The following is a 12,578-nucleotide window of genomic DNA, read 5'->3' as shown; positions in this document are numbered from 1 at the left end:
AAAACTAGAACGTCACGCCGGCCACCAGCACGACATTGCAATAGGGCTGGCATTCGCCGGTACGTACCACGGCCCGGGCCTTGCGATTGAGCAGCTTGAATTCTTCATGGCTGAGCAGACGACGCGGCCCCAGGGCGCCTTGCGCGGTCAAGGCGTCGAGCTGTTCCAGCGCCGGTGGACGCTTGAGCAGGATTTCCTCGGCCAGCACATGGCTCTCCACCTGCATTTCGCTGAGCACCGTGTGCAAGGTGCTGATGAAATCGGGAATGCCCCGGGTCAGCGCCAGGTCGATCAGTTCCACCCCCGGCGGCACCGGCAGGCCGGCGTCGCCGATGACCAGCATGTCGCCGTGGCCAAGGGAGGCAATCAGCCGCGACAGGGCAATATTGAGCAGTGGTGTCTTTTTCATGGCGATTTGAATCCCTGTACGTCGGACAAGTGCGGAATGGAGGGCTGGGCACCGGCACGGGTCACCGACAGCGCCGCCGCGACCTGGCCGAAACGAATCGCCTCGACCTCGCTTTGCCCTTGGGCCAGCGCCGCGGCGAAACCACCGACAAAGGTGTCGCCGGCGGCGGTGGTGTCGACGGCCTTGACCTTCGGCGCCGGGAAATGTGCAAAGCCCTGACCGTCGGCAAACAATGAGCCCTGGGCGCCGAGGGTGACGATCACCTTCCCTGCCCCGGCGGCCATCAGTTGGGCCGCGGCCGCCTGGGCACTCGCCAGGGAGTCCACCGGCACGCCACTCAGGGCCGTCGCTTCGCTTTCATTGGGGATCAGGTAGTCGATCGACGCATACCACTCGGCCGGCAGCGGCGCGCTGGCCGGCGCCGGGTTGAGGATCACCGTCTTACCCAGCTCGCGCCCGCGCTTGAGCGTGTAGCCGACGGTTTCCATCGGCACTTCCAATTGGCAGATGATCACGTCCGCGTCCTGCAGCACCGCATCAAAACCCTTGAGCATTTCCGGCGAAAGGCAGCCATTGCCCCCGGCCACAATCACGATGGCGTTCTGGCTGCTGGCATCGACGACAATCAGCGCGACGCCACTGGACACGCCCGGCACCATCGTGACGGCCTGGCAATCGATGCCCTCGGCCAACAACGCATCGCGCAGTTGTGGACCGTAGGCATCGTCGCCCACGCAACCGATCATCGACACCGTGGCGCCCAGCCGCGCGGCCGCCACGGCCTGGTTCGCGCCCTTGCCGCCGAAAACCGTGGCAAACGACTGGCCCACCAGCGTCTCGCCCGCCCGCGGCAGGCGTTCGGCCCGGGTGACCAGGTCCATGTTGAGACTGCCCACCACCACTACTTTTGCTTGCATACATCAGTACTCGTCAATTCGATTCAGCGGTATTGCGCAAACACACCCGGCACCGGGGCCGTCGATTCACGCAGGACAATATTCGGCGTCACGATCCGCCGATCAACCGCCAGCAGCGGCGTGGTGATTCTGTGCAAGAGCATTTCGGCCGCCGTTTCCCCCAGTTGGAGAATCGACTGGCCGACCGTGGTCAATGCCGGATAGACATAGCGGCTCATCTGGATATCGTCGAAGCCGATCACCGAGAGCTCGCTGGGCACGCGGATATTGCGCTCCGCCGCCGCCCGCAAGACGCCGATACCGAGCAAGTCGTTGCCGGCGAAGATCGCGCTGGGGCGCTCCCGCTCCAGCAGCACGACCGCCGCCCGATAACCGCCGGGGCTGGTGAAATCGCTTTCCACCACCCAGCGCTCGGGCACCGCCACCGCCGCCTCTGTCAGCGCCCGCCGATAACCGGCCAGACGCATCTGCGCCACGCTGGTGTCGGCCGGGCCGCCGATAAAGGCAATTGCCCGGTGCCCCAGTTCCAGCAGGTGCCGGGTGGCCAGGTAGGCCCCCTCTTCGTGGTCGATACGCACCAGGTCGGTTTCGATCCCGGCAATGCCGCGGTCGACCAGGACCATGGGCGTACGCACCGAGGCCAATCCGGCCGCCAGGCCGTCGTCGCCGCCGGTGGAGGCGACAATCAGGCCATCGACCCGTTTCTCCAGCAGCACCCGCAGGTAGCTGCGCTGCTTGTCCGGGTCGTCGTCGGAGTTGCAGAGGATCACACAGTAGTTGTTGCGCTCGCAGTAATCCTCGATGCCCCGCGCCAACTCGGCGAAGTACGGGTTTAGGCTGTTGGGCACCAACAGGCCGATGGTCGCGGTGGTCTTGGCTTTCAACGAGCGCGCCACGGCGCTGGGCACGTAGTCGAGCTGGGCGATGGCCGCCTCGACCTTGAGCCGCACCTGCTCGCTGACCGGGCGCGTCCTGTTCAGTACATGGGACACCGTGGTGTACGAGATCCCGGCCAATGCCGCCACATCCTTGATGGTCGCCATGCCTCAGCCCCGCCGACGGGCGCGTTGACTGCGGTAGGTATCGAGTACCACCGCAATCACGATCACCGCCCCGGTGATGATGCGCTTGGTCGGTTCGGTGGCGCCGATCTGCGCCAACCCCGCCGCCAGCACCGAGATGATCAGCACGCCGAAGAAGGTACTGATCACCGAACCGCGGCCGCCCATCAGGCTGGTGCCGCCGATCACCACGGCGGCGATCACCTGCAGCTCCAGGCCGGAACCGGCATTCGGGTCCGCCGCCTCCAGGCGCGAGATCTGGAACAACGCCGCGACACCGGCCAGCAGGCCCATCAGGCTGAACACCAGGATCTTGTAGGGCTTGGGGTTGATCCCCGCCAGACGTACCGCTTCCTCGTTGGTGCCGATGCCGATCAGGTAACGGCCGAACACGGTCCGCGTCAGCACCAGTTGCGCGACGATGATCACCAGCAAGGCGATGATGAACGACGGCGAAATACCAAAGGCCAGCGGGTTCGACAGCCAGGCGAACGAGTCGCCGATATAGGCGGTGCGCGAGCCGGTCATCTGGTAGGCCAGGCCCCGGGCCATTTCCAGCACGCCGAGGGACACGATGAACGATGGAATGCGCCAGGCCACGGTGATCGAACCGGTCACGGTGCCGGCCAGCGCCGCGCAGCCCATGCCCAGCAGCGAGGCCGGCAACACGCCCCAGCCCCAGCCGAGGATCGCCACGCTGACCGCCGACGCCGCCAGGGCCAGAACCGACCCCACCGACAGGTCGATGCCGCCGATGATCAGCACGAAGGTCATGCCCACCGCCAGCACCATCAGGTCGGGAATCTGGTTGGCCAGGGTACTGAACGTGTCATAGGAGAGAAAATGACTGCTCAGGCTGGAAAACAGGATGATCATGGCGAGCAAGGCGCCCGCCAGGCCCAGGTAGGTGCCCAGGCCATAGAAATTACGCGAGTTTTTGCCGGCGGCAGGTGCAGTTTTCATAGGGTATCCCTGGGCGCCGCTTCGTCGAGCAGCGCATCACGTTTTTGGTAGCCGGCGAAGGCGGCGGCAAGCAACTCATCCTGGGTCCAGGTGTCACGCTCGAAGGTCTCGATCAGGCGCCCGGCCGAGAGCACGCCGATCCGGTCGCAGATCAGCATCAGCTCGCGCAGGTCGCTGGAAACCACCACCAGCGCCTTGCCCTGGCGAGTCAACTCGCCCAGCAAGGCATAGATATCGAACTTGGCACCGACGTCGATCCCCCGGGTCGGCTCGTCGAACAGCAATACCGCGCAGTCGCGCTCCAGCCAGCGGCCGATCACCACCTTCTGCTGGTTGCCGCCCGAGAGCTCCGAAACCAACTGATCGGGACTCGAACTGCGAATACGCATGGCGTCGATCTGACGCTGCGCCAGGGCCGACTCGTCACTTGCGTTGAGCAGGCCGGCGCTGGAAATCGCCGGCATGTTGCCCAGGGCGATATTGGCGCTGATCGATTGTGTCAACAGCAGCCCCTCCCCCTTGCGATCCTCGGTGATCAGGGCGATGCCATGGCGAACCGCATCCACCGGCGAGCGAATCGCCACGACCTTGGCCGGCGAACCTAGGGCCACCGTGCCGCTGTCGGCGCCATCGGCACCGTAGATCAACCGCAACAGCTCGGTGCGGCCGGCGCCGATCAGACCGGAAATCCCGAAGATCTCCCCGGCGCGCACTTCGAAGGACACGTCGAGGACCTTGTCCGCGCGGCTCAGGCCCTTGACGGTCAAGGCCGGCGCGCCAATCTTGCGCACGCCCATGTCGATATGTTCGCCCAGCTCGCGGCCGACCATCAGGTTGACCAGTTGCTCGCTGTTGTAATTGGCCATCGGTTCGACGCAGACCAGGTTGCCGTCACGCAATACCGCGATGCGCTGGGCGACCCGGGCCAGTTCTTCGAGCCGGTGGGAGATGTAGATGATCGATACGCCGCGGGCTTGCAGGCGGGCGATCTGGTCGAAAAGCATTTCGACTTCACGGGCGGTGAGCATCGCGGTCGGCTCATCGAGAATCAGCACATGGCAATCGCCGATCAGGTTGCGAGCGATTTCCACCATCTGCTGGTGGCCGATGCCCAGCTCGCCGACCAGGGTGTCCGGGTCGATGGCATCAAGGCCGACCTGGGCCATGGCTTCGATGGCGGCGCCGCGCAACTGCTTGCGACTGATCCAGCCCGCGTGATTGGGCAGGTTGTCGAGGAACAGGTTTTCCGCCACGGACAGGGTCGGCAGCAGATTGAGTTCCTGCATGACCATGCGGATACCCAGCTCTTCAGCCTGGGTCCGACTGCCTGGTGCATAGGCGCGACCATTGAACAGCATCTGCCCGGTGGTCGGCGTGACCAGCCCACCGATGATCTTCGACAGGGTGCTTTTGCCGGCACCGTTTTCACCGGTCAGCGCCAACACCTCGCCGCGCCGCAACGTCAGGTCGATGTTGCTGAGTACAGCTTGCGCGTAGGTCTTGCCGATACCGCTGACCGACAGGACAGCGTTCGGAGCGGAAGATGACATAGGAAGGTCTCCATGCGCCCGCTCAGGACGAGCGGGCACGTTGAACGGCGAGAGGTTTACTTCTTGAGTACCAGCTCGACCGGGGTTTCGATCACGCCGTCCTTGCTGTCGACTTTCTCGCCCTTGATGATTTTCAGTGCGGTTTCAATGCCGAACACCGCCTGCTTGGCGGCGAACTGGTCGGCGGTGGCGAGCACGCGACCGTCCTGGAGCATCGGTTTGATCGCATTGATGTTGTCATAACCGACCACCTGCACCTTGCCGGCCTTGCCCGCCGAACGCACGGCGGAGACAGCGCCCAGGGCCATGCTGTCGTTGCCGGCCAGCAGCGCCTTGAGGTTCGGGTATTCGTTGAGCATCGCCGAGGCGACCGCGTTGCCCTTGTCGATTTCCCAGTCGCCGGACTGCACGGAGACGATCTTCATGTCCGCGGCCTTCATGGCGTCGGTGAAACCGGCGGTGCGCATCTGGGCGTTGGTGGTGGTGGACACACCTTCGATGATGCCGACCTCGTCACCGGCCTTCAGTTGTTTGGCCAGGTACTCGCCGACCAGACGCGCGCCCTTGCGGTTGTCGGGGCCTACGAAGGGCACTTCGATGCCCTTGCTTTTCAGCACGCCGGCATCGAGTTGGTTGTCGATGTTGACGACGACGATCCCGGCATCCTTGGCTTTCTTGATCACCGAGACCATGGCCTTGGAGTCGGCCGGGGCGATAACGATGGCATTGACCTTGGAGACGATCATCTGATTGACGATGTCGATCTGCGCGGTGGTGTCGGTTTCATTCTTGATGCCGTTGGAGATCAGGTCGAAATCGGCGGCGTGGCTCTTCTGGTAGTCCTTGGCGCCGTCTTCCATGGTGCGGAAAAATTCGTTGGCCAGGGATTTCATCACCAGGCCGACCTTGGGCTTGGCGGCGTCGGCGGCATAGGCCGGGGACAATGGCAGGGCGACGGCGGCGGCGGCCAGTACGGCGACAGCGAGAAGGCGTCCAGCGAATGGCAACTTCATGGGGTTTACTCCGGATCTTATGATTGTTGTGAGCAACGCCAGGAGCGTGACGGGAAATGCGTGTGCACAGCCCTGGAAACCGTTAGCGCAAACGTTTGCGTCAGCTAACTATGCGAACCTTGCGCAGGTTTGTCAACGGTCTGTCACCGCGTAATCCCCCCTCTGAGCATCACGAAAATCCCCACTGCGTCCGAAGGGGATTCCCCCGATATCCGAGCCAGTAGGCTGACCTGCTCGCTGCGCATCTCTCTGTAAAATCTGATGTTTTTTTTCGCCTGGCGTACACCAAATCGCAAAACACACTGTCAGAAGCTCCGCACCATTCCCTGACAGTTGCGAAATAGCTTACAGTTAAATACTGTATGCACGTACAGCTAATTAAGGATTGTTCCGTGGCAAAGCCAACTTCAGCCTCCATCGCTCCCAGCCCCTATGAGCGCATGGGCCTGCGCGTCCAGAAAATCATCAACTCGCCGAACGCCCAGAAAGCCAAGGCCGCCCTGCTCTTTCGCCTGCCGGACGAACCGCTGGTCGAGTGGGAGCAACTGCTTGAGGAAATCGCCGAGAACGACAACGTCACCCTGGCCTACCGCGACGACGGTGGCGTGCAGATTTTCTGGGTAGTGCCAAAGGAAGACTGAATCAATGATTGTCCGCTTTATCGCCCTGCTGTGTTTTTGCTCTGCCCTGTCGGCCCAGGCCGATGCGCCGCGGACCTTCGCCGAAGCCAAGAAAGCCGCCTGGAAGCTCTATGCGCCGCAGTCCACCGAGTTCTATTGCGGCTGCAAGTACAACGGCAACCGGGTTGACCTCGCGGCCTGCGGGTATGTGCCGCGCAAGAACGCCCAGCGCGCCGCGCGTATCGAGTGGGAACACATTGTCCCGGCCTGGCAGATCGGTCATCAGCGCCAGTGCTGGCAACAGGGCGGGCGCAAGCAGTGCAGCCAGCACGACCCGGTCTACAAGCGCGCCGAGGCTGACCTGCACAACCTGGTGCCGAGCATCGGCGAAGTCAACGGCGACCGCAGCAACTTCAGCTTCGGCTGGTTGCCGGTGCAAAAAGGGCAATACGGTGCGTGCTTGACCCAGGTCGACTTCAAGGCCAAGAAGGTCATGCCGCGTCCGTCGATCCGCGGAATGATCGCGCGCACTTATTTCTACATGAGCAAGCAGTACGGCCTGCGCCTGTCGAAACAGGATCGCCAGCTGTATGAAGCCTGGAACAAGACCTATCCGGTCCAGGCCTGGGAACGCCAGCGCAACCAGAGCGTGGCCTGCGTCATGGGCCATGGCAACGCCTTTGTCGGACCGGTGAATCTCAAGGCCTGCGGCTGAAGATGCGCTGAGAACGCGCGCCCCAGGGGAGCGCGCAGTCCCTGTGGGGGCAGAGCTTTGTGGCCGCAGTGCTTGCTCGCGAGGAGGCCCGTGAGAACGCTACTAAAAGCTTCGCGGGCAAGCACTGCGCCCACAACGCTCAGCTCCCACAGGAATCGCGACAAGCCTTGCTACAGGCTCAATAGCCCGACGCGGGCGCGGCGTTGTTTTGCGCCGCGCTATCCGCGGGCAGCTTGTGCTCCACCACCTCGGAATCCATGTTCTGCTTGTCGGCCAGTTGCGCCTTTTTCTGCTCGGCAATGGCCTGGGTCGCGAAAGGCCCGGCGACGACCTGGCCGTTATCGAGGATCTTGAACGGGTAGCCGTGCTCGATCAGCCAGGCCGTCCAGTCAGTCAGGGCCTTGGACTTGTCGTCCTTGATCAGCAGATCCCAGCCGGTAGCCGGCACCACCGCCGCGACCGGCGTGACAGCCACTTTCGCCGGTTCGACCTTGTTCCCCGAACCGTCGCCACATCCCGCCAGCACCACGAATGCCACCATCACTGCTATTCTGCGCACAAAGCGTCTCCCGTAATGATCAGTTAATGTGATTTTATCACCTTGCGGGCTGTCTTAACCTCGGTCCACGGGCTGTGACGGTCTTATCAGGCTGAATTACCGACGATTTTCCGACTCGGGGGAATTAAATAGAATGAAATGACGTCTGTAATGAACCACCCGTTCGGATGCACTTAGCGGTATTCTGTGTGTAAGACCTAAGCCAGGAATGCCTGAGAAAGGCGCCTTAGTAACACTCAAGGAGAAAGACATGCTGATACTCACCCGCAAAGTCGGTGAAAGCATCAACATCGGTGACAACATCACAATCACGATTCTGGGCGTTAGCGGCCAGCAAGTTCGGATAGGCATCGACGCCCCCAAGGACGTTGCCGTGCACCGTGAAGAGATTTACCAACGGATCCAGGCTGGCCTGACGGCCGGTGACAAAGAGCCCAAGTAACGCTGCATCCTCGTCAGCCCGCCGTTTTCAGGGTCGCGGCTGACGAAAGCACCCCCTCTCCTCGCGGCTTCAACTGCCCAATGTCAGACCACCCGCCGGCAATGGCAGCGCCGTCTTGTAGCGCACCTGTTTGAGGGCAAAACTCGAGCGGATGTTCGCCACCCCCGGCACCTTGGTCAGAAAGTCCATCATGAACCGCTCCAGCGACTGGATCGTCGGCACCAGCACGCGAATCAGATAGTCCGGGTCCCCGGCCATCAGGTAACACTCCATCACTTCCGGTCGATCGGCAATCGCCGCCTCGAAATGCTGCAACGCTTCTTCCACCTGTTTTTCCAGGCTGACATGGATAAACACGTTGACGTGCAGCCCAAGCAGTTCCGGATCGAGCAAGGTCACCTGCTCGCGAATCAGCCCCAGCTCCTCCATGGCCTTGACCCGGTTGAAGCACGGCGTCGGCGACAGGTTGACCGAACGGGCCAGGTCGGCGTTGGTGATGCGGGCATTCTCCTGAAGTCTGTTGAGAATCCCGATGTCAGTACGATCCAGTTTGCGCATGAGATAAAAGCACCTGCCTTTTTATGGTTATGCAGATTTTTTATCTGCAAATCACCTTGAACGCAACGAAACAGAGAGAAATATTCTTTCTGGCCCGGCCTATGATTGTTGTAGGACAAGATTTCCCTTACCCAGGGAATGACTGCCAGCTAGCGCGCCCACTACAAGAAATTCACAAGATAGAGCGTAGAAAGCCATGACCTCAGCGTACGAACCGCTGCGCCTGCACGTTCCTGAACCTTCAGGGCGTCCCGGTTGCAAGACCGACTTCAGTTACCTGCACCTGACCGATGCTGGCCAGGTTCGCAAACCCCCGATCGACGTAGAACCCGCCGACACCGCCGACCTGGCCAAAGGTCTGGTCCGCGTGCTCGATGACCAGGGCCAGGCCCTCGGCCCCTGGGCCGAAGGCGTCCCCGTGGCAATCCTGCGCCAGGGCATGCGCGCCATGCTCAAGACCCGCCTTTTCGATTCGCGCATGGTGGTTGCCCAGCGCCAGAAAAAAATGTCGTTCTACATGCAGAGCCTCGGCGAGGAAGCCATCGGCAGCGCCCAGGCCCTGGCCCTGAACATCGATGACATGTGCTTCCCTACCTACCGCCAGCAGAGCATCCTGATGGCCCGGGAAGTGCCACTGGTGGACATGATCTGCCAACTGCTGTCCAACGAGCGCGATCCGCTCAAGGGCCGGCAACTGCCAATCATGTACTCGGTCCGCGACCACGGTTTCTTCACCATTTCCGGCAACCTCGCCACCCAGTTCGTCCAGGCCGTCGGCTGGGGCATGGCCTCGGCGATCAAGGGCGATACCAAGATCGCCTCGGCCTGGATCGGCGATGGCGCCACCGCCGAGTCGGACTTCCACACCGCGCTGACCTTCGCCCACGTCTACCGCGCCCCGGTCATCCTCAACGTGGTCAACAACCAGTGGGCGATCTCCACCTTCCAGGCCATCGCCGGCGGTGAAGCCACCACTTTCGCCGGGCGTGGCGTGGGCTGCGGGATCGCCTCGCTGCGGGTCGACGGCAACGACTTCATCGCGGTCTACGCAGCCTCGCGCTGGGCCGCCGAACGGGCCCGGCGCAACCTCGGACCGACCCTGATCGAGTGGGTCACCTACCGCGCCGGCCCGCACTCCACCTCCGACGATCCGTCCAAGTACCGTCCCGCCGACGACTGGAGCCACTTCCCCCTGGGCGACCCGATCATGCGCCTCAAGCAGCACCTGATCGCCATCGGCCAATGGTCCGAGGAAGAACACGCCGCGGTCAGCGCCGAGCTGGAAGCCGAGATCATCGCCGCGCAGAAACAGGCCGAACAGTTCGGCACCCTGGCCGGCGGGCAGATGCCCAGCGCCGCGACCATCTTCGAGGACGTCTACAAGGACATGCCCGAGCACTTGCGTCGGCAGCGTCAGGAATTGGGGTTATAGCCATGAACGATCACAGCAAACTGCAAACGGAGAACGCCGTGGCCACCAGCACCATGACCATGATCCAGGCCCTGCGCTCGGCCATGGATGTGATGCTCGAGCGCGACGACAACGTGGTGGTATTCGGCCAGGACGTGGGTTACTTCGGCGGCGTGTTCCGCTGCACCGAAGGCCTGCAGGGCAAGTACGGCACCTCGCGGGTGTTCGACGCGCCGATCTCGGAAAGCGGCATCGTCGGCGTCGCCGTCGGCATGGGCGCCTATGGCTTGCGCCCGGTGGCGGAAATCCAGTTCGCCGACTACTTCTACCCCGCCTCTGACCAGATCGTCTCGGAAGCGGCGCGCATACGCTACCGCTCCGCCGGCGAGTTCACCGTGCCGATGACCCTGCGCATGCCTTGCGGCGGTGGTATCTATGGCGGCCAGACCCACAGCCAGAGCCCGGAGGCGATGTTCACCCAGGTCTGCGGCCTGCGCACGGTGATGCCGTCCAATCCCTACGACGCCAAGGGCCTGCTGATTTCGGCCATCGAAAATGATGACCCGGTGATCTTCCTCGAACCCAAGCGCCTGTACAACGGCCCGTTCGACGGCCACCACGAGCGCCCGGTGACGCCCTGGTCCAAGCATCCGGCCAGCGCCGTGCCCGAGGGTTACTACACGGTGCCGCTGGACTGCGCCGCGATCGTCCGCCCCGGCACCGAGGTGACCATCCTCACCTACGGCACCACCGTCTATGTGGCCCAGGCCGCCGCCGAGGAGACCGGGGTCGACGCCGAAGTCATCGACCTGCGCAGCCTCTGGCCGCTGGACTTGGAAACCATCGTCAATTCCGTGAAGAAAACCCGTCGTTGCGTCGTTGTCCACGAAGCCACCCGTACCTGTGGCTTCGGCGCCGAACTGATCGCGCTGGTCCAGGAGCATTGCTTCTACTACCTGGAAGCGCCGATCGAGCGCGTCACCGGCTGGGACACGCCTTACCCCCACGCACAGGAATGGGCTTATTTCCCTGGCCCCGCGCGTGTCGGTGCGGCCTTGAAACGGGTCATGGAGGTCTGAATGGGTATTCACGTCATCAAGATGCCGGACATTGGCGAAGGCATCGCCGAAGTAGAACTGTCGCAATGGCACGTACAGGTCGGCGACCTGGTGGTCGAAGACCAGGTGCTGGCGGACGTCATGACCGACAAGGCCATGGTCGACATTCCCTCGCCGGTCCACGGCAAAGTGATTGCCCTGGGCGGCGTGCCCGGTGAAGTCATGGCGGTCGGCAGCGTGCTGATCAGCATCGAAGTGGAAGGCGTCGGCAACCTGCGCGAAGGCGCGGCAGCGCCGACGCCGAAAGCGGTACCGGCGGCCGTAGTGGAAAAACCTCTCGTGGAACCTGTCGCCGCGAGCAAGCCCGCCGCCAAACCAGCCCCGACCGGTGCCGCCGCCCCACGCCCAGCCCCCGTGGCGCGCACGGCTGACGAGCGCCCGCTGGCCTCCCCTGCCGTGCGCAAGCAGGCCTGGGATGCCGGGATCGAACTGCGTTTCGTCCACGGCAGCGGCCCGGCCGGGCGCATCCTGCACGAAGACCTCGACGCCTACCTGGCGCAGAGCGGGCAACCGCTGCCGGTTGGCGCCAGCTACGCCAAGCGCACCGACGAACAGCAGATCCCGGTCATCGGTCTGCGCCGCAAGATCGCCCAGCGCATGCAGGACGCCAAACGCCGCGCCGCGCACTTCAGCTATGTCGAGGAAGTCGACGTCACCGCCCTGGAAGAACTGCGGGTACACCTGAACCACAAGTACGGCGACAGCCGGGGCAAGCTGACCCTGCTGCCGTTCCTGGTGCGGGCGCTGGTCGTGGCCCTGCGTGATTTCCCGCAGATCAATGTGCGCTACGACGACGACGCCCAGGTCATCACCCGCTATGGCGCGGTGCATGTCGGCGTCGCCGCGCAGACCGACGGCGGCCTGATGGTGCCGGTGGTGCGCCACGCCGAAAGCCTCAACCTGTGGGGCGCCGCCGCCGAGATCAACCGCCTGGCCCAGGCCGCCCGTAGCGGCAAGGCCAGCCGCGAGGAAATGTCCGGCTCGACCATTACCCTGACCAGCCTCGGGGCCCTGGGCGGAATCGTCAGCACACCAGTACTGAACCTGCCGGAAGTGGCGATTGTCGGGGTCAATCGGATCGTCGAGCGGCCCGTGGTGATCAAGGGCCAGATCGTCATCCGCAAGATGATGAACCTGTCCAGTTCCTTCGATCACCGGGTGGTCGACGGCATGGACGCGGCCCAATTCATCCAGGCCATTCGCGGCTTGCTCGAACAACCCGCCAGCCTGTTTGTGGAGTGA

The 12,578-nt window shown here is 63.2% G+C and carries 14 protein-coding genes; 6 read left to right on the top strand and 8 right to left on the bottom strand.

Annotation, left to right across the window (positions count from 1 at the left end; genetic code table 11):
- Positions 1–4: 4 nt before the first annotated feature.
- From rbsD to PFEN_RS10425, 6 genes are read right to left on the bottom strand one after another with little or no spacing between them, the layout of a single operon-like run.
- Positions 5–409 (bottom strand): D-ribose pyranase, encoded by a 405-nt coding sequence (gene rbsD / locus PFEN_RS10450; RefSeq protein WP_191486758.1) that lies wholly within the window; start codon positions 407–409, stop codon positions 5–7.
- Positions 406–1,326, bottom strand: coding sequence for a ribokinase (rbsK, locus tag PFEN_RS10445; protein ID WP_191486757.1), 921 nt, complete (start codon positions 1,324–1,326; stop codon positions 406–408). The genes rbsD and rbsK overlap by 4 nt, the downstream gene beginning before the upstream one ends.
- A gap of 23 nt (positions 1,327–1,349) precedes the next feature.
- Positions 1,350–2,369, bottom strand: a complete 1,020-nt coding sequence (locus PFEN_RS10440; RefSeq protein ID WP_191486756.1) for a LacI family DNA-binding transcriptional regulator — start codon at positions 2,367–2,369, stop codon at positions 1,350–1,352.
- 3 nt (positions 2,370–2,372) lie between these two features.
- On the bottom strand, positions 2,373–3,350 hold the full coding sequence (locus tag PFEN_RS10435) for an ABC transporter permease (RefSeq protein WP_191486755.1): 978 nt from the start codon (positions 3,348–3,350) through the stop codon (positions 2,373–2,375).
- Positions 3,347–4,900 carry a sugar ABC transporter ATP-binding protein gene (locus tag PFEN_RS10430; protein ID WP_191486754.1) on the bottom strand — a complete coding sequence of 518 codons (1,554 nt, stop codon included), beginning with the start codon at positions 4,898–4,900 and terminating at the stop codon, positions 3,347–3,349. Before PFEN_RS10430 ends, PFEN_RS10435 begins: the two co-directional genes overlap by 4 nt.
- 56 nt (positions 4,901–4,956) lie before the next feature.
- Positions 4,957–5,913: a sugar ABC transporter substrate-binding protein gene (locus PFEN_RS10425; RefSeq protein ID WP_191486753.1), complete on the bottom strand. Its 957-nt coding sequence runs from the start codon at positions 5,911–5,913 to the stop codon at positions 4,957–4,959.
- Between the two features lie 362 nt (positions 5,914–6,275).
- Between PFEN_RS10425 and PFEN_RS10420 the strand changes: the two genes are divergently transcribed.
- Together PFEN_RS10420 and PFEN_RS10415 are read left to right on the top strand one after the other, a co-directional pair.
- The gene (locus tag PFEN_RS10420; protein WP_191486752.1) at positions 6,276–6,554 is read left to right on the top strand and encodes a DUF1654 domain-containing protein; all 279 of its coding nucleotides are present in this window, start codon (positions 6,276–6,278) and stop codon (positions 6,552–6,554) included.
- 4 nt (positions 6,555–6,558) lie between these two features.
- The gene (locus PFEN_RS10415) at positions 6,559–7,248 is read left to right on the top strand and encodes an endonuclease (RefSeq protein ID WP_191486751.1); all 690 of its coding nucleotides are present in this window, start codon (positions 6,559–6,561) and stop codon (positions 7,246–7,248) included.
- Positions 7,249–7,426: 178 nt separating this feature from the next.
- On the opposite strand, the gene PFEN_RS10410 is transcribed toward PFEN_RS10415, so the two are convergent.
- Positions 7,427–7,807, bottom strand: a complete 381-nt coding sequence (locus PFEN_RS10410; RefSeq protein WP_224770937.1) for a hypothetical protein — start codon at positions 7,805–7,807, stop codon at positions 7,427–7,429.
- A 250-nt stretch (positions 7,808–8,057) separates the two neighbouring features.
- Here PFEN_RS10410 and csrA point away from each other — a divergent pair, with 250 nt between their 5' ends.
- On the top strand, positions 8,058–8,249 hold the full coding sequence (gene csrA, locus PFEN_RS10405) for a carbon storage regulator CsrA (protein WP_191486750.1): 192 nt from the start codon (positions 8,058–8,060) through the stop codon (positions 8,247–8,249).
- A 69-nt stretch (positions 8,250–8,318) separates the two neighbouring features.
- Here the strand turns inward: csrA and bkdR are convergent, their stop codons facing one another.
- Positions 8,319–8,807 carry a Bkd operon transcriptional regulator BkdR gene (gene bkdR / locus PFEN_RS10400; RefSeq protein ID WP_191486749.1) on the bottom strand — a complete coding sequence of 163 codons (489 nt, stop codon included), beginning with the start codon at positions 8,805–8,807 and terminating at the stop codon, positions 8,319–8,321.
- Between the two features lie 196 nt (positions 8,808–9,003).
- Between bkdR and PFEN_RS10395 the strand changes: the two genes are divergently transcribed.
- Genes PFEN_RS10395 through PFEN_RS10385 form a run of 3 tightly spaced genes read left to right on the top strand, consistent with a single transcriptional unit; the run spans position 9,004 to position 12,578 of the window.
- The gene (locus PFEN_RS10395; RefSeq protein WP_191486748.1) at positions 9,004–10,239 is read left to right on the top strand and encodes a 3-methyl-2-oxobutanoate dehydrogenase (2-methylpropanoyl-transferring) subunit alpha; all 1,236 of its coding nucleotides are present in this window, start codon (positions 9,004–9,006) and stop codon (positions 10,237–10,239) included.
- Between the two features lie 2 nt (positions 10,240–10,241).
- Positions 10,242–11,297: an alpha-ketoacid dehydrogenase subunit beta gene (locus tag PFEN_RS10390; protein WP_191486747.1), complete on the top strand. Its 1,056-nt coding sequence runs from the start codon at positions 10,242–10,244 to the stop codon at positions 11,295–11,297.
- Positions 11,298–12,578, top strand: coding sequence for a dihydrolipoamide acetyltransferase family protein (locus PFEN_RS10385; RefSeq protein ID WP_191486746.1), 1,281 nt, complete (start codon positions 11,298–11,300; stop codon positions 12,576–12,578).

Origin of the sequence: Pseudomonas sp. FEN, from assembly GCF_904067045.1 — a bacterium.
GTDB lineage: Bacteria > Pseudomonadota > Gammaproteobacteria > Pseudomonadales > Pseudomonadaceae > Aquipseudomonas.
The sequence above is the reverse complement of the archived record's forward strand: the minus strand, read 5'-3'. Positions and strand labels throughout refer to the sequence as shown.

Excerpts from the sequence above, each read along its gene's own strand:
- rbsD (WP_191486758.1), bottom strand. The coding sequence starts at position 409 with ATGAAAAAGACACCACTGCTCAATATTGCCCTGTCGCGGCTGATTGCC.
- rbsK (WP_191486757.1), bottom strand. The coding sequence starts at position 1,326 with ATGCAAGCAAAAGTAGTGGTGGTGGGCAGTCTCAACATGGACCTGGTC.
- PFEN_RS10440 (WP_191486756.1), bottom strand. The coding sequence starts at position 2,369 with ATGGCGACCATCAAGGATGTGGCGGCATTGGCCGGGATCTCGTACACC.
- PFEN_RS10435 (WP_191486755.1), bottom strand. The coding sequence starts at position 3,350 with ATGAAAACTGCACCTGCCGCCGGCAAAAACTCGCGTAATTTCTATGGC.
- PFEN_RS10430 (WP_191486754.1), bottom strand. The coding sequence starts at position 4,900 with ATGTCATCTTCCGCTCCGAACGCTGTCCTGTCGGTCAGCGGTATCGGC.
- PFEN_RS10425 (WP_191486753.1), bottom strand. The coding sequence starts at position 5,913 with ATGAAGTTGCCATTCGCTGGACGCCTTCTCGCTGTCGCCGTACTGGCC.
- PFEN_RS10420 (WP_191486752.1), top strand. The coding sequence starts at position 6,276 with ATGCACGTACAGCTAATTAAGGATTGTTCCGTGGCAAAGCCAACTTCA.
- PFEN_RS10415 (WP_191486751.1), top strand. The coding sequence starts at position 6,559 with ATGATTGTCCGCTTTATCGCCCTGCTGTGTTTTTGCTCTGCCCTGTCG.
- csrA (WP_191486750.1), top strand. The coding sequence starts at position 8,058 with ATGCTGATACTCACCCGCAAAGTCGGTGAAAGCATCAACATCGGTGAC.
- bkdR (WP_191486749.1), bottom strand. The coding sequence starts at position 8,807 with ATGCGCAAACTGGATCGTACTGACATCGGGATTCTCAACAGACTTCAG.
- PFEN_RS10395 (WP_191486748.1), top strand. The coding sequence starts at position 9,004 with ATGACCTCAGCGTACGAACCGCTGCGCCTGCACGTTCCTGAACCTTCA.
- PFEN_RS10390 (WP_191486747.1), top strand. The coding sequence starts at position 10,242 with ATGAACGATCACAGCAAACTGCAAACGGAGAACGCCGTGGCCACCAGC.
- PFEN_RS10385 (WP_191486746.1), top strand. The coding sequence starts at position 11,298 with ATGGGTATTCACGTCATCAAGATGCCGGACATTGGCGAAGGCATCGCC.